The organism is Aeromonas schubertii, assembly GCF_000820105.1.
GTDB classification, from domain to species: domain Bacteria; phylum Pseudomonadota; class Gammaproteobacteria; order Enterobacterales; family Aeromonadaceae; genus Aeromonas; species Aeromonas schubertii.
Genome location: NZ_CDDB01000039.1, coordinates 51,213 through 71,790, shown reverse-complemented (window position 1 = coordinate 71,790; position 20,578 = coordinate 51,213). Strand labels below are relative to the sequence as shown.

The 20,578-nt window shown below is 60.3% G+C and carries 21 protein-coding genes; 6 read left to right on the top strand and 15 right to left on the bottom strand.

The window, feature by feature from the left end; translation table 11 throughout:
* Nucleotides 1-4 precede the first annotated feature (4 nt).
* The 4 genes from BN1133_RS07360 to cmk all read right to left on the bottom strand — a co-directional run bounded on the left by BN1133_RS07360 (nucleotide 5) and on the right by cmk (nucleotide 3,277).
* Complete coding sequence (locus BN1133_RS07360; RefSeq protein ID WP_050665893.1) at nucleotides 5-295, bottom strand: LapA family protein; 291 nt, start codon at nucleotides 293-295, stop codon at nucleotides 5-7.
* Between the two features lie 149 nt (nucleotides 296-444).
* Entirely contained in the window at nucleotides 445-729 is a 285-nt protein-coding gene (gene ihfB / locus BN1133_RS07355) for an integration host factor subunit beta (protein ID WP_050665892.1), read from the bottom strand.
* Between the two features lie 86 nt (nucleotides 730-815).
* On the bottom strand, nucleotides 816-2,489 hold the full coding sequence (gene rpsA, locus BN1133_RS07350) for a 30S ribosomal protein S1 (protein WP_050665891.1): 1,674 nt from the start codon (nucleotides 2,487-2,489) through the stop codon (nucleotides 816-818).
* Between the two features lie 95 nt (nucleotides 2,490-2,584).
* Nucleotides 2,585-3,277 carry a (d)CMP kinase gene (gene cmk, locus BN1133_RS07345; RefSeq protein ID WP_050665890.1) on the bottom strand — a complete coding sequence of 231 codons (693 nt, stop codon included), beginning with the start codon at nucleotides 3,275-3,277 and terminating at the stop codon, nucleotides 2,585-2,587.
* Between the two features lie 234 nt (nucleotides 3,278-3,511).
* On the opposite strand from cmk, the gene ribA reads away from it, so the two are divergent.
* Nucleotides 3,512-4,105, top strand: a complete 594-nt coding sequence (ribA, locus tag BN1133_RS07340) for a GTP cyclohydrolase II (RefSeq protein WP_050665889.1) — start codon at nucleotides 3,512-3,514, stop codon at nucleotides 4,103-4,105.
* 50 nt (nucleotides 4,106-4,155) lie between these two features.
* Here the strand turns inward: ribA and BN1133_RS07335 are convergent, their stop codons facing one another.
* Entirely contained in the window at nucleotides 4,156-5,034 is an 879-nt protein-coding gene (locus tag BN1133_RS07335; RefSeq protein WP_050665888.1) for a LysR family transcriptional regulator, read from the bottom strand.
* 92 nt (nucleotides 5,035-5,126) lie between these two features.
* On the opposite strand from BN1133_RS07335, the gene BN1133_RS07330 reads away from it, so the two are divergent.
* Nucleotides 5,127-6,341 (top strand): MFS transporter, encoded by a 1,215-nt coding sequence (locus tag BN1133_RS07330; RefSeq protein WP_050665887.1) that lies wholly within the window; start codon nucleotides 5,127-5,129, stop codon nucleotides 6,339-6,341.
* On the opposite strand, the gene BN1133_RS07325 is transcribed toward BN1133_RS07330, so the two are convergent.
* The 5 genes from BN1133_RS07325 to BN1133_RS07305 form a co-directional block, all read right to left on the bottom strand.
* Nucleotides 6,329-6,865 carry a VOC family protein gene (locus BN1133_RS07325; RefSeq protein WP_050665886.1) on the bottom strand — a complete coding sequence of 179 codons (537 nt, stop codon included), beginning with the start codon at nucleotides 6,863-6,865 and terminating at the stop codon, nucleotides 6,329-6,331. The two genes, BN1133_RS07330 and BN1133_RS07325, sit on opposite strands and share 13 nt — an antisense overlap.
* Before the next feature lie 3 nt (nucleotides 6,866-6,868).
* Complete coding sequence (locus BN1133_RS07320) at nucleotides 6,869-7,633, bottom strand: hypothetical protein (RefSeq protein WP_050665885.1); 765 nt, start codon at nucleotides 7,631-7,633, stop codon at nucleotides 6,869-6,871.
* 130 nt (nucleotides 7,634-7,763) lie between these two features.
* Nucleotides 7,764-8,489, bottom strand: a complete 726-nt coding sequence (nfsA, locus tag BN1133_RS07315; protein WP_050665884.1) for an oxygen-insensitive NADPH nitroreductase — start codon at nucleotides 8,487-8,489, stop codon at nucleotides 7,764-7,766.
* A 73-nt stretch (nucleotides 8,490-8,562) separates the two neighbouring features.
* Nucleotides 8,563-10,125: an AbgT family transporter gene (locus BN1133_RS07310; protein WP_050665883.1), complete on the bottom strand. Its 1,563-nt coding sequence runs from the start codon at nucleotides 10,123-10,125 to the stop codon at nucleotides 8,563-8,565.
* A 138-nt stretch (nucleotides 10,126-10,263) separates the two neighbouring features.
* A complete protein-coding gene (locus tag BN1133_RS07305) occupies nucleotides 10,264-12,213 on the bottom strand; it encodes a putative bifunctional diguanylate cyclase/phosphodiesterase (protein WP_050666003.1) in 1,950 nt (649 codons plus the stop codon).
* A 139-nt stretch (nucleotides 12,214-12,352) separates the two neighbouring features.
* Here BN1133_RS07305 and BN1133_RS07300 point away from each other — a divergent pair, with 139 nt between their 5' ends.
* The 4 genes from BN1133_RS07300 (at nucleotide 12,353) to BN1133_RS07285 (ending at nucleotide 15,538) form a co-directional block, all read left to right on the top strand.
* Nucleotides 12,353-13,039: a DUF2982 domain-containing protein gene (locus BN1133_RS07300; protein ID WP_050665882.1), complete on the top strand. Its 687-nt coding sequence runs from the start codon at nucleotides 12,353-12,355 to the stop codon at nucleotides 13,037-13,039.
* Nucleotides 13,040-13,114: 75 nt separating this feature from the next.
* Entirely contained in the window at nucleotides 13,115-14,008 is an 894-nt protein-coding gene (locus BN1133_RS07295) for a LysR family transcriptional regulator (protein WP_050665881.1), read from the top strand.
* Nucleotides 14,009-14,078: 70 nt separating this feature from the next.
* Nucleotides 14,079-15,107 (top strand): response regulator, encoded by a 1,029-nt coding sequence (locus BN1133_RS07290; protein WP_082177948.1) that lies wholly within the window; start codon nucleotides 14,079-14,081, stop codon nucleotides 15,105-15,107.
* A gap of 8 nt (nucleotides 15,108-15,115) precedes the next feature.
* Complete coding sequence (locus tag BN1133_RS07285; protein WP_050665879.1) at nucleotides 15,116-15,538, top strand: PAS domain-containing protein; 423 nt, start codon at nucleotides 15,116-15,118, stop codon at nucleotides 15,536-15,538.
* 34 nt (nucleotides 15,539-15,572) lie between these two features.
* Here BN1133_RS07285 and ltaE read toward each other — a convergent pair whose 3' ends face one another.
* From ltaE to hppD, 5 genes are all read right to left on the bottom strand, one after another.
* Nucleotides 15,573-16,586 carry a low-specificity L-threonine aldolase gene (gene ltaE / locus BN1133_RS07280; protein WP_050665878.1) on the bottom strand — a complete coding sequence of 338 codons (1,014 nt, stop codon included), beginning with the start codon at nucleotides 16,584-16,586 and terminating at the stop codon, nucleotides 15,573-15,575.
* A 122-nt stretch (nucleotides 16,587-16,708) separates the two neighbouring features.
* The gene (maiA, locus tag BN1133_RS07275; RefSeq protein WP_050665877.1) at nucleotides 16,709-17,344 is read right to left on the bottom strand and encodes a maleylacetoacetate isomerase; all 636 of its coding nucleotides are present in this window, start codon (nucleotides 17,342-17,344) and stop codon (nucleotides 16,709-16,711) included.
* Nucleotides 17,345-17,375: 31 nt separating this feature from the next.
* Complete coding sequence (locus BN1133_RS07270; protein WP_050665876.1) at nucleotides 17,376-18,365, bottom strand: fumarylacetoacetate hydrolase family protein; 990 nt, start codon at nucleotides 18,363-18,365, stop codon at nucleotides 17,376-17,378.
* On the bottom strand, nucleotides 18,366-19,511 hold the full coding sequence (locus BN1133_RS07265; RefSeq protein ID WP_050665875.1) for a homogentisate 1,2-dioxygenase: 1,146 nt from the start codon (nucleotides 19,509-19,511) through the stop codon (nucleotides 18,366-18,368).
* Nucleotides 19,504-20,577 carry a 4-hydroxyphenylpyruvate dioxygenase gene (gene hppD, locus BN1133_RS07260; protein WP_050665874.1) on the bottom strand — a complete coding sequence of 358 codons (1,074 nt, stop codon included), beginning with the start codon at nucleotides 20,575-20,577 and terminating at the stop codon, nucleotides 19,504-19,506. Before hppD ends, BN1133_RS07265 begins: the two co-directional genes overlap by 8 nt.
* Nucleotide 20,578 lies beyond the last annotated feature (1 nt).

Sequence of the window (20,578 nt, the reverse complement as noted above, 5' to 3'; positions counted from 1 at the left end):
GGCGTTATTCCTTGGCCGCCTCGGGCGCCTTCATGGCATCGAGCTCACGGGATTGACGACGCACGCTGCGGTTGAGGGCTCGGTTCTGGATCTTAAGACGCAGCAGCAAGATGGCGAAGACGGCCCAACCGGCCACAAAACCGATCCCGAAAAAGAGGCCAAGCAGGGAGGCAAGAGAGAATTCCCCTTGGGCAATCAGATAGTTAAATTGAACAACCTGACCATTTTGAGAGCCCAGGGCGAGGGCCACGACAAACACCAGGGCCAGGACGACCAGGGCCACGATACGTTTCATAAGCATCCCCTATTGCTTGCGGTTAACCTGATGATTATCCCCAAAAAAGCGATAAGAGACTAGCGCGAATACACGGCGTGACGGGAAAAGAGGGGGGCAATGCGCCAAAAGAAAAAAGGCATACCCGAGTATGCCGTTTCTGCAACATCCTAGTCTGCGGCATTAACCCGCTCGCGTAGCTCCTTGCCCGGCTTGAAGTGAGGAACATATTTGCCGGAGAGCTCAACCTTGTCACCCGTCTTGGGATTACGCCCCACTCTGGGTGCACGGTAATGAAGGGAGAAGCTGCCAAAACCACGGATCTCGATGCGATCCCCCTTCTGCAGGGTCGACGCCATCTGCTCGAGGATCTCCTTCACGGCGGCCTCAACATCCTTGGCGGGCATTTGCATACGGCTGGCGGCCAACTGTTCGATGAGGTCTGACTTGGTCATGGAATTTACTCTCCTTTCCTCAATCATTCGCGAGACATTGAGACAAAAAAGGGCGGCGCAATGCCGCCCTCTTCATGGCTCAAGGATTACTCACCCTTGGCGGCTTTGAAAGCCTCAGCCATGGCATTGCTGAACACGGCATCGTCTTGCTGCTGGTTCAGGTTGTCGATAGCAACGCGCTCCTCGGCCTCGTCCTTGGCACGGACAGACAGGCTTACGGTGCGGTTCTTACGATCAACGCCCATGAACTTGGCTTCAACTTCGTCACCGGCGGACAGAACCAGAGTCGCGTCCTCTACACGGTCACGGGAAGCGTCGGAAGCACGCAGGTAACCTTCAACACCGTCGGCCAGCTCGATCACTGCACCCTTGGCATCAACTTCGATTACCTTACCCTTCACGATAGCACCTTTCTTGTTATCAGACAGGTACTTGTTGAACGGGTCTTCTTCGATCTGCTTCACGCCCAGGGAGATACGCTCACGCTCCGGGTCAACCTGCAGAACAACGGCTTCGATCTCGTCGCCTTTCTTGAACTCGCGAACGGCTTCGTCGCCCTGGTTGTTCCAGGAGATGTCGGACAGGTGAACCAGACCGTCGATACCACCTTCCAGACCGATGAAGATACCGAAGTCGGTGATGGACTTGATCTTACCGGATACGCGGTCACCCTTGGCGTGGGTTTCTGCAAACAGCTGCCACGGGTTGGACTTGCACTGCTTCAGACCCAGGGAGATACGACGACGCTCTTCGTCGATGTCCAGAACCATTACTTCAACCACGTCACCAACGTTAACAACCTTGGAGGGGTGGATGTTCTTGTTGGTCCAGTCCATCTCGGAAACGTGTACCAGGCCTTCAACGCCTTCTTCGATCTCAACGAAGCAGCCGTAGTCGGTCAGGTTGGTCACACGACCGGTCAGACGGGTGTTCTCCGGGTAACGCTTGGCGATAGCAACCCACGGATCTTCGCCCAGTTGCTTCAGACCCAGGGATACACGGGTACGCTCGCGGTCGAACTTCAGTACCTTGACAGTGATTTCGTCGCCGACGTTCACGATCTCGGACGGATGCTTGACGCGCTTCCAGGCCATGTCGGTGATGTGCAGCAGGCCGTCAACGCCGCCCAGATCAACGAAGGCACCGTAGTCGGTCAGGTTCTTAACGATACCCTTGACTTCCTGGCCTTCTTGCAGGTTGGCCAGCAGGCTTTCGCGCTCGGAGGTGTTCTCGGTCTCGATCACGGCACGACGGGAAACGACAACGTTGTTGCGCTTCTGGTCCAGCTTGATGACCTTGAATTCCAGCTCTTTGTTTTCCAGGTGAGCGGTGTCACGGATCGGACGCACGTCAACCAGAGAACCCGGCAGGAAGGCACGGATGCCGTTCAATTCAACGGTGAAACCACCCTTGACCTTGCCGTTGATAACACCGATAACGGTGGCCTGCTCTTCGTAGGCCTTCTCCAGCTGCAGCCAGGCTTCGTGGCGCTTGGCTTTTTCACGGGACAGCTTGGTTTCGCCGAAACCATCTTCGATAGAGTCCAGCGCTACGTCAACGAGGTCGCCCACGTTGATTTCCAGCTCGCCCATGGCGTTCTTGAACTCTTCTGCCGGGATGGCAGATTCGGATTTCAGACCGGCGTCAACCAGAACGAAACCGTTCTCGATGGCAACTACGGTACCCTTAACGATAGAGCCCTGACGGGTTTCTACGGCTTTCAGGGACTCTTCAAAGAGTTGAGCAAAAGATTCAGTCATTGTTTATGTCACAAAAATAAACATCCACTCGGCATTCCGGCTCAAGCGGGGCTGTTTTTACTAATCTGTTCCATCCATGAAACAGACAACCGATGTCAGCGCGAACCGACATCACCTAATTTACTGACAGCATAGGACATGACCTGCTCGACAACCTCGTCGATGGTCATGCTGGTGGAATCCACCACCAGAGCGTCCTCTGCCGGGCGCAGCGGTGCGACAGCGCGGTTGCGGTCGCGATCGTCACGCTCTTTAATCTCGGTCAAAAGACGCTCAAAGCTAACATCAAAGCCCTTATCTTGCAACTGCTTATAGCGTCGGTTGGCACGCTCCTCAGCACTGGCATCGAGGAATATCTTCACCTCGGCATCGGTAAAGACCACGGTGCCCATGTCACGACCATCGGCGATGAGGCCGGGCCCTTGACGAAACGCTCGCTGACGGCGCAGGAGAGCCTCGCGAACCCGCGGGAAGGCGGCGACCTTGCTGGCGGCATTCCCCACCTCTTCGGTGCGGATGGTGCGGGAAACATCTTCCCCTTCCAGCACCGCACGCACCTGCCCCTCCTCTACCACAAACTGGATGTCGAGGTGGGCGGCCAGCGGTACCAGCGCCTCTTCGGAATCGAGCTCAACATCGTGATGCAGGGCAGCAAGTGCCAGCACCCGATAGATGGCGCCGGAATCGAGCAGATGCCATCCCAGGCGCTCGGCGAGCAACTGGCACAGGGTTCCCTTGCCTGCCCCACTGGGGCCATCAATCGTCATTACGGGAGCCGGAACTGGCATACATCCTCCTCAATTACACCGCCACAAGCGGTTAACCATGATTGGAGGGGGAGTATATCGGAAGTGAGGGAGTCGGGGGGAGACGCAAAGTGCCCGCCATGGATTAATCGCTGCATTTTTGTCCTTTTCACCCCGCTCCCCACCCCAACCAGCGGGTTGTCAGGGTAGCTCAGGGGACTGGGTCACGTTACACTGTGCCCCCTCTTAGGTCTCGATTGTTGTAAAGGAGTCCCCGTGAGCAGCGTCACCCTGATCGCTCAATCCAAACTTCCCACCCCCTGGGGTATCTTCACCATGGTTGGATTCCAGGAGGCGGGTACCGATAAAGATCACGTCGCCCTGGTGATGGGGGACATCACCACCGACAGCCCGGTGCTGGGACGGATCCACTCGGAGTGTCTCACCGGCGACGCGCTCTTCAGCCTGCGCTGTGACTGTGGCTTCCAACTTCAGGCGGCCTTGCAAAATATCGCCAAAGAGGGGCGCGGCGTACTGCTTTACGTGCGCCAGGAGGGACGAGGCATCGGTCTGCTCAACAAGATCCGGGCCTATCATTTGCAAGATCAGGGTGCCGATACGGTCGAGGCGAATGTGGCACTCGGTTTTGCCGCCGATCAGCGCGACTATCGTATCTGCGCCGACATGCTCGAGCAGCTTGGCGTTCACGCCCTGCGTCTGATGACCAACAACCCGCGCAAGGTGAAGGCGATGGAGTCCTTCGGCATCAAGGTTGCCGAGCGGGTGCCCCTGCAAGAGGGTCGCAATCCCTACAACGAGTTCTACCTCTCAACCAAGGCAAACAAGCTCGATCACATGCTGAAAAAGTGAGGCGAACACGCCCCATTTGGCGAGGCCCTGCGGGGCCTCGTTACGTTTTGTCAGGCCCGTTCACACTGCTCCAGCAGGAAGTCACGCAAGGCGCGATTGGCCCTCGACAGGGTTTCATCGCGGTGCCAGGCCACACACAGATCCAGATAGATGGGGGGGATGAACGGGACGGCGAAGAGATCATCATCCTCCTCGATGGCCATTCTCAGTAAGGTGCTCACCGCAAACCCCTGTCTCACCACCGCCTTGTGCAAGGGGATCAGGTTACTCTCAAAGGCGATCCTCGGGGTCACGCCCGCCTCTGTGGCGAGACTCTCCATGTGCTCCCTGTGATAGAAGCCCTGGCGAAAGAGGGCCAACTCCTCTTCGAAGAAGGTGCCGAGGGTAATGCCCGACTTGCCACGCCAGGGGTGCTCTTCCCCCACCACGGCGACCATCTCCTCACGCACCAGGCGGGCCCCCATCAGCTCGCCGGGCAGGTCTGAGGCGATCAGGATCGCCAGGTCCAGCTCTCCGGTCGCCATGCGCGACAACAGCTCCCGGGTCCCCGCCTCATCCACCTCGATGCGCAGGCCAGGATAGCGGTGCTTGAACGCCATCAGGATCGGCGGGAAGAAGTAGGATCCCATCATAAAGGGGATCCCGATACGCACCTCACCCCGCACCAGACTCTTGAGCTCCTCCATCTCCCGCTCGGCGCGCTCCGCCTGCTGGAGCAATCGCCTGGCATGAGCCAGCAGCACCTCCCCCTCCGGGGTGATGCGAATCCGTCGCTCCTGGCGTTCGAACAGCTTGAGCTCGAGGCGCTGCTCCAGCCGGGCGATGGCCATGCTGATGGCCGATTGCGCCACATGGTGACGCCGGGCCGCCGCCGTGAAGGAGCCGGTGTCGGCTACGGCGACCAGATAGGTGAGCTGTTTCAGATCCATCCATCACATCCAGTGATGATTAACATCATTTAAATATATTATTTTTATAACCACGTGCCCACTACCCTGTGCACATCGACAGGAGGCATCCCATGATCGACCAAGGAACTCTGCACTGGTGGCGCGCCACCCTGGCTCTGGGGCTGGGATCGTTTCTGGTGTTTCTCAATCTCTATCAAGCCCACCCCCTGCTTCCGCTGCTGGCCGCCCAGTTTGCGATTCCTCCCCTTGAGGCCGGCGCGGCCCTCTCGGCCACAACAGCCGGACTGGCACTGGGTCTGCTACCCATGGCGCGCATCGCCGATCGTCACGGCCGGCGCATCGTGATGCTGGGATCACTGCTGGGGGCCATCCTCCTCTCGCTATGGCTGTCTCAGATCACTCACTTCACCGGCCTGTTGTTGCTGCGATTCCTGCAAGGGGTTCTGCTGGCGGGATTGCCGGCCACGGCGGTGGCCTATATGGGGGAGGAGTTCAGTAAACGGGCACTGATCAGCGCGGTGGGGATCTACATCGCCGCCAACTCTCTGGGTGGCATAGCCGGAAGAGTGGTGGCAGGCATGCTGGCCGGCGCACTGGGAGGCTGGCACCAGGCTTTTCTCGGGATCGGCCTCATCAGCCTGCTGCTGCTGCCGCTGGTCTGCTGGCTGTTGCCTCCCCAACAGGGTTTTCGCCCCGCCATGGCGCAACCGGGGGAGCTGGTCATGGCCCTTCGCCAACATCTGGGCTCACCGCTACTGGTGGGGGCCTATCTCATCGGCGGCCTCAACTTCATGGTCTTTCTCAACCAATACAGCTACCTCACCTTTCTGCTGAGTCAGCCCCCCTTCTCTGTACCCACCCAGTGGCTTGGTTTGCTCTTTCTCACCTACCTGAGCGGTACCCTGGCCTCGTCCCTCAGCGGACGCATCAACCGTTATCTGGGCACGGCGCACACCATGGCCGGCGGCATCATCATCATGATAAGTGGCGCTCTACTCCTGCTATTGGGCTCTCTGGCGGGGATCCTGGGGGGGCTGCTGGTGGCCAGCTTCGGCTTCTTCCTGACCCACGCCAGCGCCAGCAGCTGGGTGGGACAACATGTGAGGGAGCACCGCGCCATCGCCTCCTCTCTCTATCTCATCGCCTACTACCTGGGAGCCAGCCTGGGGGGCCTTTACCTGCACCCCTTCTGGGAGTGGGCCGGCCTCACGGGCATGGTCATCGGCATGGTGATGGTATTGCTGCTCACCCTGGGGATTAGCCTCTCTCTGGGCCGGCACTCGGTCAGTGAGGCAACCCGTTACAAGCAGACTCAGCCCCAGTAGTCCCCGGGAACCTGGCACACCTCTCCCCGACTGACCTCCTCGGCGATCACCGCCTCCAGGGTACGCAGGTGAAACTTTGCCTGCCCTCCCCCCAGGGTCAGGGCGATATCGGGATTGCGCAGGTCATGCTGGTTGTCGGTACGAAATACACAATGGGGATGGGCGGCCATGAACGCTTCGAGAGAGGGGATCACCATCTCGATGTGTTCGAGCCCCGCCTGGTGGGAGCGCCCCGGTTTGGGCGCCGCCAATTCGATGCAGGGTACACTCACCACCCCGCTCACAACCGGCTGATGATAGCGATAGGTGGCGATGGGCCTGCCCCCGATCATTCCCTCAACCAGTAGCTCACCCGCCTGCTCGAGCAGGGCTCTCAGGCGCAGGTACTCCTGGTTGTCGGCGGCTCGATAGCAGAGGTGATCGACCGGATACCCTGTCTCCACTCCCAGCTCGGCAAGTTGTGAGAGCAGCAGAGAAACGAAGGGGCCTTGCGGCCCCAGAATGGAATCGAGCGGATGAGACATGAGTTACCACTTTTTCTTGGGTTGAAACAGGACATCGAGCTCATCGGCCTCCTTGTCCTTGATATTTTGCAGCTCTTTTTGGTTCTCGCTCTGCAGCATGCTGTCGAGATCCTGAATCGCCTGACGCATATCCTCTTCCCGGGCAATCAGATAGGCATCCTTGTCGGCGACATTTCCCAGCACCGTCAGCCCCTTGAGCAACATCTGACGGCAAGAGCCAAACTGACCGCTCGACTGGGCCTCACGTGCTCTCTGGGTCAGGTTGGCGATATTGACCTTGAGCTGCATCAGCTCGAGGCGGCGATCCTCTTGGGCAAATCCTTGGGGGTCTATCTTCCCCTTGTTGTGTTCCACCCTCAACACCGCCCTCATCTTCTTGACCGTCTGCAACATCTGGATCGCTTGTCGGTCTGAGTCGGGGGCGCGAAATGCCTCATCCGGGGTGCGGTAGTTCTCTTGCACGTTGTTGATCTGATTCTGGGTATCGGCGATCCGCTGCTTTATCTGGGCATGGCCGGGAGAGACCTGTGCGATGGCGCGATAGGCATCCAGAATGCGGTGCTGCAGGATCAGCACCAGCGCCTTGGAGAAGGGCAGCAGATTGACATTGAGCAGAACCGCCTCGGTCTCGTCGGCGATAGCCTTGTGACGGGCGATGGTGGCACGCTTGTCGGACTCGACCTTCTGTTTGTACTGCTGTACCACGTTATAGGCGATCACCAGAAACAGCAGCGCGCCTATCGACAGCAGTACCAAGGTTAAAATCATGACGTTCCTCGTTCAGCCCTTGTCCTAATCATTTGATCCTACAACATGAAGTCTGCTTTCGGTAGCCCGGTCTGACCCTGGGGGAGAGAAGACCCTTATCTCCATCGGCTCCAACCTCCCTCTTCTTGAGTCACTTGAGCAAAAAACCCTGCTTTTGCAAACTCGCCAGCATAAAGGGACGCGACTCCTTGCCCAGGATGCGGCGGATCTGGCCACTCCAGCCCTGATGCTTCTGGTTGCTGCTTCGATGTTGATAATAGGCGAGCATCTGCGCATCGTATCGGGTCAGCAACGCCTCGTCGAGCCGCTCGGGATAGCGGTTCTCATAGACCACCAGATCCCGGGGCAGTCGCGGTTTACGCTCGGGTATCTGGGCCGGATGACCCAGACAGAGACCAAACAGGGGAAAGACGTCCTGGGGCAGGGCCAACGCCTCGACCACCTGGTCGGGGTGATTGCGAAGCCCACCGATATAGACCCCACCCAGCCCCATGGACTGAGCCGCCAGCAGTGCATTCTGGGCCATGATGGCCCCATCGATGGCCCCGATCAGCAACTGCTCCGTGAAACCGGTCATGGCATCGGGGGCCACGGCCCTGTGGCGATGGTAATCGACACAGAAGACCAAAAACTCGGCCGCCTCGGCCACATAGGGCTGCTCGCCGGCCAACACGGCCAGGTGGGCACGCAGAGCGGGGTCCGTGACTCGCAAGATAGTGGTGACCTGCAGAAAGCTCGAGCTTGAGGCGCTCTGGGCCGCGGCCAGGATAGCGTCGAGCTGGACCTGTGGCACCCTCTCGGAGGTGAATTTGCGAATGGATCTATGGTTGAGGATGAGATCGACGACGGGATTCATGGATGCCTCCAGACAGTTTCATGCCACTCTACCCCAAAGAAACGGGGAGGCCCAAGCCTCCCCGTCTTTCCCCTTAAGGGGCGGGATAGGTGTAGGGCGCCTGTAATCCCAAGGGGAACCCCAGAGCCCAATAGGTCAGCAGGAACAGGGTCCAGCTCACCAGGAAGGCGATGGAATAGGGCAGCATCATGGAGACCAGGGTGCCGATCCCGGTGCTCTTCACATAACGCTGGCAGTAGACCACCACCAGAGGGAAGAAGACCATCAGGGGAGTGATGATATTGGTGGAGGAGTCACCCACCCGATAGGCCGCCTGGGTCAACTCGGGGGAGATGCCTACCGCCATCAACATAGGGACCAGGATCGGGCTGATGAGTGCCCACTTGGCCGACGCCGAGCCCACCACCAGGTTGACGCAGGCGGTCAGCAGGATCATGCCGACTATGGTCACCTGTCCGGGCAGCGCCATGGCCTGCAACACCTCGGCACCGGCCAGCGCCAGCAAGGTCCCCAGGTTGGAGTCACCGAAGGCCTTGATGAAGAGTGCACAGAAGAAGGCCATCACCATGTAGGAGCCCATCTTGTTCATGGTGGCCGACATGGCATCGATCACGTCCTTGCTCTGCTTGAAGGTGCCGGCAGCAAAGCCATAGACGATACCGGGCAGGATAAAGAGCAGGAAGATGAGGGGGACGATGGACTTCATCACGGGGGCGGCGAAGGTGGTCAGAGAGCCATCTGCCGCTCGCAGGGGCGAATCGGCCGGCCAAAGGGCCGCCGCCAGGGCCAGCAGGCCGATCAACATGGCCAGACCGGCACGGTTAAAGGCGCGGCTCTCCTGCTCACTAAAGCGTCCCATGTCGACACCGCTCTCGAGATCCTCATCGAGCTTCACCGCTTGCAGACGCGGCTCGACGATCCGCTCGGTGACGTACCATCCGACCAGGATGATCAACAGGGAGGAGGCGCCGGTGAAGATGATGTTACAGAGGGTGTTGACCATGTAGTTGGGGTCGAGTAGCTGTGCCGAGGTCTGGGTAAAGCCCTGCAGCAACGCATCCCCACCCGAGGGGAGGAAGTTGGCCGCAAAACCACCGGAGACGCCGGCAAAAGCCGCCGCAATCCCGGCCAGAGGGTGACGCCCGGCCGCATGGAAGATGATGCCGCCGATGGGGATCACCAGTACATAGCCCGCATCCGCCGCCGTGTGGCTGACGATGGCGACCAGGATCAGCATGGGGGTCAGCAGACGTGCCGGGGTCACACGAAGCAGCTTCTTGAGCCCGGTATCGATAAAGCCCGATTGCTCGGCGACACCGACGCCCAGCATGGCGACCAGCACGATACCGAGGGGGGCAAAACCGGTGAAGGTCGTCACCATGTTGGCCAGGAAATCGGCCAGGGCCGACCCGGTCAACAGATTGTTGACCACCACGGCCTCACTGGTACGCGGATTGACCAGATCAAAGTGAAATTGGGAGAGGATCGCAGATGCGACCCAGACCAGTGCCAATGCGTAGAGAAACAGCATGGCCGGGTCTGGCAGCTTGTTACCGGCTCGCTCAATGCCATTGAGAAAACGGTTCAGCCACCCCTTGGGGGAGGATGAGGGAGAACTAACCTCGATGTGTTGCATCGATCCTTACTCCATGACGGTGTGATACTAATAAAGGAGTAAGTAGCCTACCAATTTTAATCACAGATGAGTAATGATAATGAACAAAACAAGGTGACATTCCGACACAAAAAACCAGTATTGTGACAAAAAGCAGACTTAATGTTCGATACAAGACTCAATTGTGAAGCAACCTGTCTCGCTCTCTATCACAAAGCCCCTCGCCTCCAGCTCGGCCGCCGTCAGCGGATGGCTGATGAGGTAACCCTGAATACGGTGGCACCCCTGAGCCTTGAGGGCCACTAGCTCCTCGTCGGTCTCTACCCCCTCCGCGATGATGTCCAATCCCAAGCCCGCCGCCATGGCGACCGTGGCCCGGATCACGGGTAAGTTGAGTCCTACCACGAAGGAGCGATCCAGCTTGATCTCGTTGATGGGGAGGCAATTGAGATAGGCCAGCGAAGAGTAACCGGTCCCGAAATCATCGATGGAGATGTTGATACCCAGCTCGCCCAGCGCTTCGAATACCTTGCGACTCCCCTCCATGTCCACCATCAACACGGTTTCAGTCAGCTCCAGAGTCAACAAATGGGGAGAGACGGCGTGACGCGCCAGCTCGGCCGCAACCCAGGCCGGCAGCTCGGACGAGATCTGCATACCCGAGAGGTTGACAGCGAGGGGCACGGCGAGACCAAAACGCTCACGCCAACTGGCCATCTGGGTCAGGGCCGAGCTCAGCACCCACTCACCCAGCTCCCGGATCAACCCCATCTCCTCGGCCAGGGGGATAAACTCGGCCGGCGAGACCTGACCCAGAATGGGGCTGTGCCAACGTAACAACACCTCACAGCCGATCACCCGTGCGGCGATCAAGTCGACCTTGGGCTGAAAGACCAGGGAGAGCTCTCCGCGTCCCGCGGCCTTGGCCAGAAACTGTTTGACGGTCAGCTTGCGGTGCAGGGCGTGCTGCAGATTGGGCGTAAAACGCTGCCAGGTGAAACGACCGAGATGCTTGGCCTGGTACATGGCCATATCGGCACGGGTGATGAGGTTGTCTCCGTCATCCGCATCATCGGGATAGAGCGCGATGCCGATGCTCCCGCCAATCGTGACTTCGGGTAGTCCATTGAGGGTAAAAGGCCTGGCCATCTGCTCCAGCATCAGGTCGGCAAAGCGGTGCGCCCGCTCGGTATCGCTCCCCAACGGCACCAGTGCCGTGAACTCGTCTCCCCCGAGACGAGCCAGCTCGACATCGGAGGGGCAGATCTCCTTGAGGCGGCCGGCCACACGCTCCAACAGCCGATCTCCGGCACGGTGGCCGAAGTTGTCATTGACCAGCTTGAAGTTATCGAGATCCATAAACAGCAGGGCAAAGCGAGCCCCCATGCTGCAGTTGACCTCCAGTGACTTCATCAACCCGTAGCGATTGAGCAGACCTGTCATGTAGTCGTGGCGAGCGAGGTGGCGGTGTTCCAGCTCCTCAAGCTTGCGGGCAGTAATGTCACGCAGGGTGAGCAGGATCTGGGAGCGCTGCTGAACATAACGAAACTGGTACTGAAACCAGCGCATCCCCTTGAGGGTTCGGCCCTCCCCCTCGCACACCAGCTCCTCATGCAGGCGCAAGCGGCGGTAGAAGTGCTCGTCATCTCCCCCATAGACCTGGTTCAGTCTGCGGATCCGGGTACCGAAGCACTTCTGAAAATAGTGGTTACCGCTGATGAGATGCCCCCTGTCGTCAAACAGGCAGGCGAGGGTATCCCCCTGCACCATGGCGGCCTCATGGCTCAGGGTATCGGCATCGAGCACCGCCTCGCCAATCATCATCAGACGCTCGGCAATCTCGATACCGGAGAGGCGCAGATAGACCTTCTTGCTGATCCCCTTTGGGGAGATGCTCCACCACTCGCAGAAACTGCGACCACTCTGAAACTCCCGCAGATAACGCTGTAACAGGAGATCCACGGCGGGGGCCATATCACGGGAGAAGTCACGCTCTTGCAGCTCGGCCAGGGAGTCGGCCTCCCAGACCGAGAGTGCCGCCCGATTGGCCCAAAAAATATGGTGCTGCTGGATGTCATAGATCCAGATCGGCGTGTGCAGCAGGTCCAGCGTGGTCAAACTTCTTTCGTCAAACGGCATCATGGAAGTGTCATCTAGGTCGGCGCCAGCACAGCGGGATGGCTCCCTCGCCTGGCATACGGGGAGATCACGCATTAGTGTTTAGATATCTGGTAGAAAGAGGTCTGCCATGACGACACTACACATTTCCCCCCTGACGAAGCGAAACGGGATCTCTTTGACCCTGCTCGGTCTGCTCGTTACCAGCATTATGATTTTTATACTTTTTTTCCTCGAAGAACAACTTGTTGTGGCGGTTATCAGTCTGTTACTGACAGGAATTTGCTGCACATTTATCGGCCTTCTCAAACTCCTTGAGCCCAGAGTGAGCCTCTCCTTGTGTCACGATTGTCTGCAATATCACCACAAATGGGGCGGCTGGGTGCTCAAATGGAGAAATATTCAGCGTTTTGATCGCCCATCGGTCAGAAGAGGTCTTGCATGGCACCCTTTGCCATACATTGGCATACGCATTCGCAATTATGACGAATTTTTGACGTGGGTCACACCCAGGTTGGCCGTCCATCTGCTAACCGAGCAACGCGCCCTGCTCGTCACCCTGATCCATCAGGAGCAGGGCTGTAGCAATGGCACCTGCCAACCGCTGGCAGAGGAGCTGTTTGAAGAGAGCCATTATCGCTCGTCCAACGGGCGTCACTATCACGGTGTCGTGGCCATGTTTGCCAATCGCATGGCCCGCCTGCGCACCCTCACGGGGCTCGATCTGCTGCTCCCGGAAGGGAGTCTGGATCGGGAGCCGGATGCCTTTCTCAGGCTGCTGCGCGACTATCAGCGCACCCTTCCCCAGATCAATTAAGAGCCAGTTAATACTTGCCAAGGGTGGCATGAGCCCCTAGATTCAGCCGTTTGGTGCATTTGACAGTTGTTGCCCATGAAGCACATCGAAGAGTTTTATCTGTTCGTCAAAGTCATTCAGGAAGGGGGCTTCTCCCATGCCGCCGCCGCCCTGAATATTCCGACCGCCACCATCAGTCGTCGTATTACCCAGTTGGAAGAGCAGTTGGGCACGCCACTGCTGCATCGCTCCACGCGCAAGCTGCGTCTGACCGACGAGGGGCTCCATTACTATCAGCGATTGTGCGGCCCGCTGCAGCAGCTGGAGCAGGCCACGGGCGAGATCCGTGGACACAAGCAGGAGCTGGGCGGCCTTATCAAGCTCGCCGCCCCTATCTCGGTCTCCAATACCCTGCTCATCGATCTGCTGGCCGAATTCAGTCGGGCCTACCCCCAGATCCGCTTCGAGCTGGAGCAGACCAACGATCACCAGCAGCTCTTCGATAACCAGTGGGACCTGGTGCTCTTTAGCGGTGACCTGCCCAAGCGGGTGGCCCATGCCCGCAGCCTCGGCAAGATCCAGTATGCCCTCTATGCCTCCCCTCTCTATCTGGAGCAACACGGCACCCCCAGCCATCCTCGGCAACTGGCCGAGCATGCGCTAATCTACTGCTGGCCCTACTCCACCTGGCAACTGCGTCATCTCGATGGCGAGGCGATAGACATCAACCAACCGGGGCGGCTCTCGGTCAGCCAGTCTCAGGCGGCTGTGCTGGCCGCCTGTAATCATCTGGGTATCATCAACGCCCCGCGCCATTCGGCGCAGAGTCAGCTCAAGCGTGGTCAACTGGTCCCTGTGTTACCCGACTGGCGTGCCGGTGAGCGAGCCTTCCACCTGCTGGTGAACAATCCCGACTTCGCCCCGCTGCGTGTGCGTCTGCTGCAGGAGTTCATCCACAAGCAGGCCCTGCGCTACAACCAACCGGTCTGATTTGGGTTGCGCCCTGACGATGGCTGGTCACACTATATAACGAACCCCTCTCAGCCAATCAGGGATGACGATGAATGTATTGATTTGTGATGACTCGGGGTTTGCCCGCAAGCAAATGGCCCGGGCGCTTCCCCCGGACTGGCCGGTCACAGTTCACTTTGCCGAGCACGGTGTCGCCGGGGTAGAGCAGGCCTTGATGGGACACGGAGAGGTGATCTTCCTCGATCTCACCATGCCCGAGCTCGACGGTTACGGTGTGCTCGAGACCCTCAAACGCGAGGGGATCAAGTCCAAGGTGATCGTGGTCTCGGGGGATATTCAGCCCGAGGCGCACCAGAAGGTGATGAGTCTGGGGGCCATCGACTTCATCAAGAAGCCGGCCACCGCCGAGCAGATCGCGGCCCTGCTGCGCCACCACGGTCTGTGGCAGCCGGGAGGACAAGCTCCCGCGCCCATCCTGACCCAGCCGACCGAAAGCTCCGCCGAGAACACCGGCAGCGGCTTGCTGCTCGGCAGCGAGACCCGTGACGCCTATCAGGAGATCGCCAATGTGGCCATGGGACAGGCGGCCGACCTGCTGGCACGCCTGCTCGACGCCTTCGTGGTTTTGCCCATCCCCAACGTCAACGTGCTCGAGGTCTCCGAGCTGCACATGGCCCTCAATGCCGCCGCCGATCAGGACACCCTCTCCGCCGTCTGCCAGGGATTTATCGGTGCCGGGATCGCCGGTGAGGCACTGCTTCTGTTTCACGACTCCAGCTTCAACGATCTCGCCCGTCTGATGAAGATGGAGGGCCCGCTGGATCGCAGCGCCGAACTGGAGCTGCTGATGGACACCGCCAACGTGCTGATCGGCGCCTTCTTGCGCGGCTATGCCGAGCAGCTCGATACCCCCTTCAGCCAGGGGCACCCCGTCATACTGGGGCAACACAGACCGATCAAGGAGCTCATCCACACCAACCAGAGCCGTTGGCGTCGCACCCTGGCCATCGAGATCAACTATCGGGTAGAGGGGTATGCGGTCCAGTGTGACCTGCTGCTGCTCTTCACCGAGGATTCGATCACCACCATGAACAACAAGATCATGCACATGCTGTAGGAGTGCCCATGGATATCAGGGAATTTCACTGGTTGATGAACATAGTCCAGAATCTGGACGTGGGGCTGGTGGTGCTGGACCGCGACTTCAAGATCCAGGTGTGGAACGGCTTTATGGAGAGCCACAGCGGCCGCTTTACCCATGAGGTGCGCGACGGCAACCTGTTCGATCTCTTCCCCGAGGTGGATAGAAAATGGCTCGAGCGCAAGGCCAACATGGTCTTCAAGCTCAACAACCGCGCCTTCAGTACCTGGGAGCAAAAGCCCTACCTGCTGCGCTTCTCCAACTACCGACCCATCACAGGGGCCGCGCCGCACATGTACCAGAACCTGACCCTGGTGCCTCTGGCCGACTTCGGCGGCCAGGTGAGCCACATCGCCATCATGATCTACGACGTCACCGACGAGGCCATGCTGGCCAGCCAGCAATAAGTGAGGGCGCCAACGGCGCCCTCATCCTTTTCCCTCAACGACTGCCCATCAGCTCGGCGAAGGCGTCGATCACCTCCTCCACATCGTCATCGCTGATCTGCAGATGGGTCACCAACCGCATCAGCCCATACCCCGAGCAGAGGATGCCACGCTCGCGCATGAAGGGGCCCACCTCGGCCAGCTCGCGCCCGTCCATATGCAAGAACAGCATATTGGTCTGGGCACTCTCCACCCGGATACCAGGAATGGCCGACAACCCTTCGGCCAAGCGTGCGGCGCGGCGGTGATCATCCGCCAGGCGCTCCACATGGTGTTCCAGGGCAAACAGTCCGGCCGCCGCCAGCACCCCGGCCTGGCGCATGCCGCCACCGACCATCTTGCGCAGGCGACGCGCCCGGGCGATCAGCGCCTGCGACCCCACCAGCACGGAGCCGACCGGAGCACCCAGCCCCTTGGAGAGGCAGATGGAGACTGAATCGAAGGGAGCGGCTATCTCGCGGGCCGAGCGGCCACAGGCGACGGCCGCATTGAACAGGCGAGCCCCGTCCAGATGCAGCGAGAGCCCCTGCCCTTTGGCCCAGGAGGTCACCTCGGCGAGATAGTCCGCCGACAGTACGCGACCGTTGTGGGTGTTCTCGAGGCACACCAGACGCGCCTGGGCGAAGTGGGCATCGTCGGGGGCCACCGCAGCCTGCAGGGCCTCCAGGGGCAGCTGACCGTCTGCCTGCATGGGGATAGCCTGCAGCACCACAGAGCCGAGCACGGCGCTGCCACCCGCCTCGTAGCGGTAGATATGGGCATGATGGCCGACCAGCGCCGCCTCGCCGCGCTGGCAGTGGCTCATGACGCCGAGCAGATTGGACATGGTGCCACTTGGCACGAACAGGGCTGCCTCTTTGCCGAGCAGCCCGGCCGCATAGGCTTCCAGCCGGTTGACGGTGGGATCCTCCCCGTAGACATCATCTCCCACCTGGGCGTGAAGCATCACCCGACGCATGTCGTCGGTGGGTTGGGTGACCGTATCACTTCGTAAATCGATAAAACGCATAGATCCCTCCTTGCTGGCGCAACGACGTTACAAAGAGAGGAGCACACTGGCAAGGGGCGAACGGTGGGAATGTGAGATAAAACAGCGGGGCCCAAGGCCCCGCTCCCGTGACAGACGGCTCGTTACTGGGCGTCCGGCTGCCGCTCGGGGGCGGCGTCGGCAAACGCCTGCAGGGCCATGCAGTTGTCATGGATCCGCTGGATATTGGGAAACACCGAGATATCCATGTTGTAGCGGCGGGCGTTGTAGATCTGGGGCACCAGCATGCAATCTGCCAGGGTCACCTCGTCACCCACACAGTAGATGCCGCTGCAGGCCGACAGCATCTGCTCCAGGGCCCGGAAGGTCTCGCGGATCCAGTGCAGGTACCAGGTCTCTTGCTGCTGTTGCCGCACGCCGAATTCGCTCTCCAGGTAGTTGAGCACGCGCAGGTTATTGAGAGGGTGCACATCACAGGCGATCATGCCGACGATCTGGCGCACCCGGGCCCGCTCCTGGGGAGACGAGGGGAGCAGAGGATAAGCCGGATAGGTCTCGTCCAGATATTCCATGATGGCCACCGACTGACCCAGCCCCCACTCCCCGTCCACCAGAAAGGGGACCAGCCCCTGGGGATTGAGACGGCGGTAGCTCTTCTCTCCCTGCTCACCGCTCCTCAGGTTTACCGGGATCTGTTCATAGACTATGCCCTTGAGTCCCAACACGATCCGCACCCGAAACGAGGCCGACGAGCGCCAATATCCATACAGCTTCAACATAAGATACCTCAATGTCGCGGGCTACCCCGCCCTAGCGCGGCTCGTAAGGCCGCACCTCCTGCTCGATGCGTCCGAAGATCTCCCCACCGGACTCGTTTCGCATCGTGATGACCACTCTATCACCAAAGCGCAGGAAGGGCGTAGCGGGCGCACCCGAATCCATGATCTCGAGCATTCTCCGCTCGGCGATACACGACGCACCGGCGCTGCGATCGTAGTTGGAGACAGTCCCCGAGCCGATGATGGCGCCGGCTCCGAGCGGCCGGGTATGGGCCGCATGAGCCACCAGAGTGGAAAACCCGAAGGTCATGTCGACACCGGCATCAGGGGCGCCAAACAGGGCGTCGTTGAGCCAGGTCTCGAGCTTGAGGTGCACCTTGCCCCCCTGCCAGGCGTCCCCCAGCTCATCGGGCGTCACCGCCACCGGCGAGAAGGCGCTCGACGGCTTGGACTGGAAGAAGCCAAACCCCTTGGCGAGCTCTCCGGGAATGAGGTTTCTCAGGCTCACGTCGTTAACCAGCATCAACAGCTTGATGTGGCCGAGGGCCGCCGCCTCGCTCACCCCCATGGGCACATCGTCGGTAATGACCGCCACCTCGGACTCGAAGTCGATGCCCCAGGCCTCATCGGCCATCAGGATGGGATCGCGCGGGGCGATGAAGCTGTCGCTCCCCCCCTGGTACATCAAGGGATCGTGCCAGAAACTCTCGGGCATCTCGGCGCCGCGAGCCTTTCGCACCAGCTCCACATGGTTGACATAGGCGCTGCCGTCCGCCCACTGGTAGGCGCGCGGCAGGGGGGAGAGGCACTGGGCCTGGTCAAACGCAAAGGCATCGGCCACGGCATCGTCACACAGGGCGCGATAGACCTGCTCCAGACGCGGGGCCAGGGCGGCCCAGTCGTCGAGGGCCGCCTGCAGGGTGGGGGCGATCGCACCCACCCGGCAGGCACGGCGCAGATCCCGGCTCACCACCACCAGCTCCCCATCACGACGGCCATTCTTCAGTGTCGCCAGTTTCATTCATTGCTCCTTGCTCTGGCGCTGCCAGCTGTTGACGTATTCCCGGTTTTCTACCCGCTCGCACACCTCGCCCAGCATCAGGGCATCCCGGGTGTCGAGCATCACGGCCACCTCGTCGGTGAACTTCTTGGCATAGGCCTGGCCCGCGGCGAAGGCCTTGGGATGGGGGCCATGGGTGAAGCCGGCCGGGTGGAAGGTGAGCATGCCCTTCTCGATGTTGTCGCGGCTGAAGAAATCCCCCGCGTGGTAGAAGAGCACCTCATCGAAGTCATCGTTGTTGTGGTAGAAGGGCACCTTGAGGGCCCCCGGATCGCTCTCGATGGGGCGCGGCACGAAGGTGCAGACCACGAAGCGGCTCGCCACGAAGGTGGTGTGGGCCGACGGCGGCAGGTGATAACGGTGGCTCATCAGGGGACGGATGTCGCGCCAGTTGAGGCGCACCACGCAGAGATCCCCGTGCCAACCGATGGCGTCGAGCGGGTTGAAGGGCCAGGTGACCACCGAAACCTGGCTGTGGCGCTTTATTTGCAGCGACCAGGGCTCCTCGCTCTGCTGGGCGAGGAAGGCGTCGTCGATGGCCGGCACCCCGAGGGCGGCGGGGTCGAAGATGGCGTGGTTGCCCACCAGCCCCTTCTCCGGCAGCTGGAAGCTGTCGTTGGTCGCCTCGATCATCAGCACAAACAGGGGGGCGCTCGGCTCGAGACGCCACATGGTGCCGCGCGGGATCAGCAGGTAGTCCCCTTCCGAGAAGCTTAAGTGCCCATAGTCGCAAAAGAGCTCTCCCGCGCCTTCGTGGATGAAGAGCAGCTCATCCCCGTCGGCGTTACGCACCAGAAACGGCATGGGCTCGGCGAGGCGCCACACTCGCATCTTGCAGTGGGGGTTGCTGAGGATATCCGGCACCACCCAGGGAGAGAGGGCGCTGCTCTCTTCCTTGAGACCATTGAGGTCGAGCAGGCGCGGGCGCAGTGGCCCCTCCCAGCTCACCCAGTCGGTCGGGGCGTGGCGATGGTGGATGTGGGAGGCGGGCCCGAAGAAACCGCCGCGCCCCAGCTCCCGCTCGTAGATCCCCTCCTCGGGGAAGTCGGCGTGGGCCTGGCGCGAGCAGACCCCCTCACGGTGGGGGAAACTAATCCATTTACGCATCGCTCAATACCCCGCGGCGAATCTGGTCCAGCTCAATCGATTCAAACAGGGCCTTGAAGTTGCCCTCACCGAATCCCTCGTTACCCTTGCGCTGGATAATCTCGAAGAAGACCGGACCGATGACGGTGTCGGTGAAGATCTGCAACAGGATGCCATCCTTCTCGGGTGCCCCGTCGATGAGGATGCGCAGCTCACGCAAGGCATTCAGGGGCTCACCGTGGCCCGCCACCCGCTCGTCCACCTGCTCGTAGTAGGTCTCCGGGGTCGGCATAAAACCGGTGCCACGGCCGCGCAGGGTGCGAATGGTGTGGTAGATGTCGCGAGTGCCGAGGGCGATGTGCTGGATCCCCTCTCCCTTGTACTGACGCAGGTACTCCTCGATCTGGGACTTGTCGTCCGCCGACTCGTTGATGGGGATGCGGATCTTGCCGCACGGAGCCGTCATGGCGCGCGAATGCAGGCCCGTCAGCTTGCCCTCGATGTCGAAGTAGCGGATCTCGCGAAAGTTGCCGACTCGCTCGTAGAACTGGGCCCACAAGTCCATGTTGCCGCGATAGACGTTGTGGGTCAGGTGGTCGATCTCGGTCAGCCCCGCATCCACAGCGGCCATGCGCGCCTGCCAATCCGGGTAGAAGACAAAATCCACCTCGTAGATGGAGCCCTTCTCCCCGTAGCGATCCACAAAGGCCAGGGTGCTCTCGCCGATCCCGTAGATGGCCGGGATGTTGAGCTCCATCGGCCCTATCTTGCCAACAAACGGCTTGGCCCCCTGGGCCAGGGCATGGCGCTGGGCCTTGCCCGCATCGGCCACCCGAAACGCCATGCCGCACACGCTCGGTCCGTGCTGCTCGGCGAAGGCCTCGGCCTGGGAGTGGGGCTCGGCATTGATGACGAAGTTGATGTCGCCCTGGCGATAGAGCCAGCACTGCTTGTTGCGATGCTTGGCGACTTCGGCAAAGCCCAGAGAGGCAAACAGCTGCTTCAGGGCATCGATGCCGGCGGTCGAGGGGGCCGTGTATTCCACATACTCGAACCCGTCGGTTCCCAGGGGGTTGTACTCAGTCATG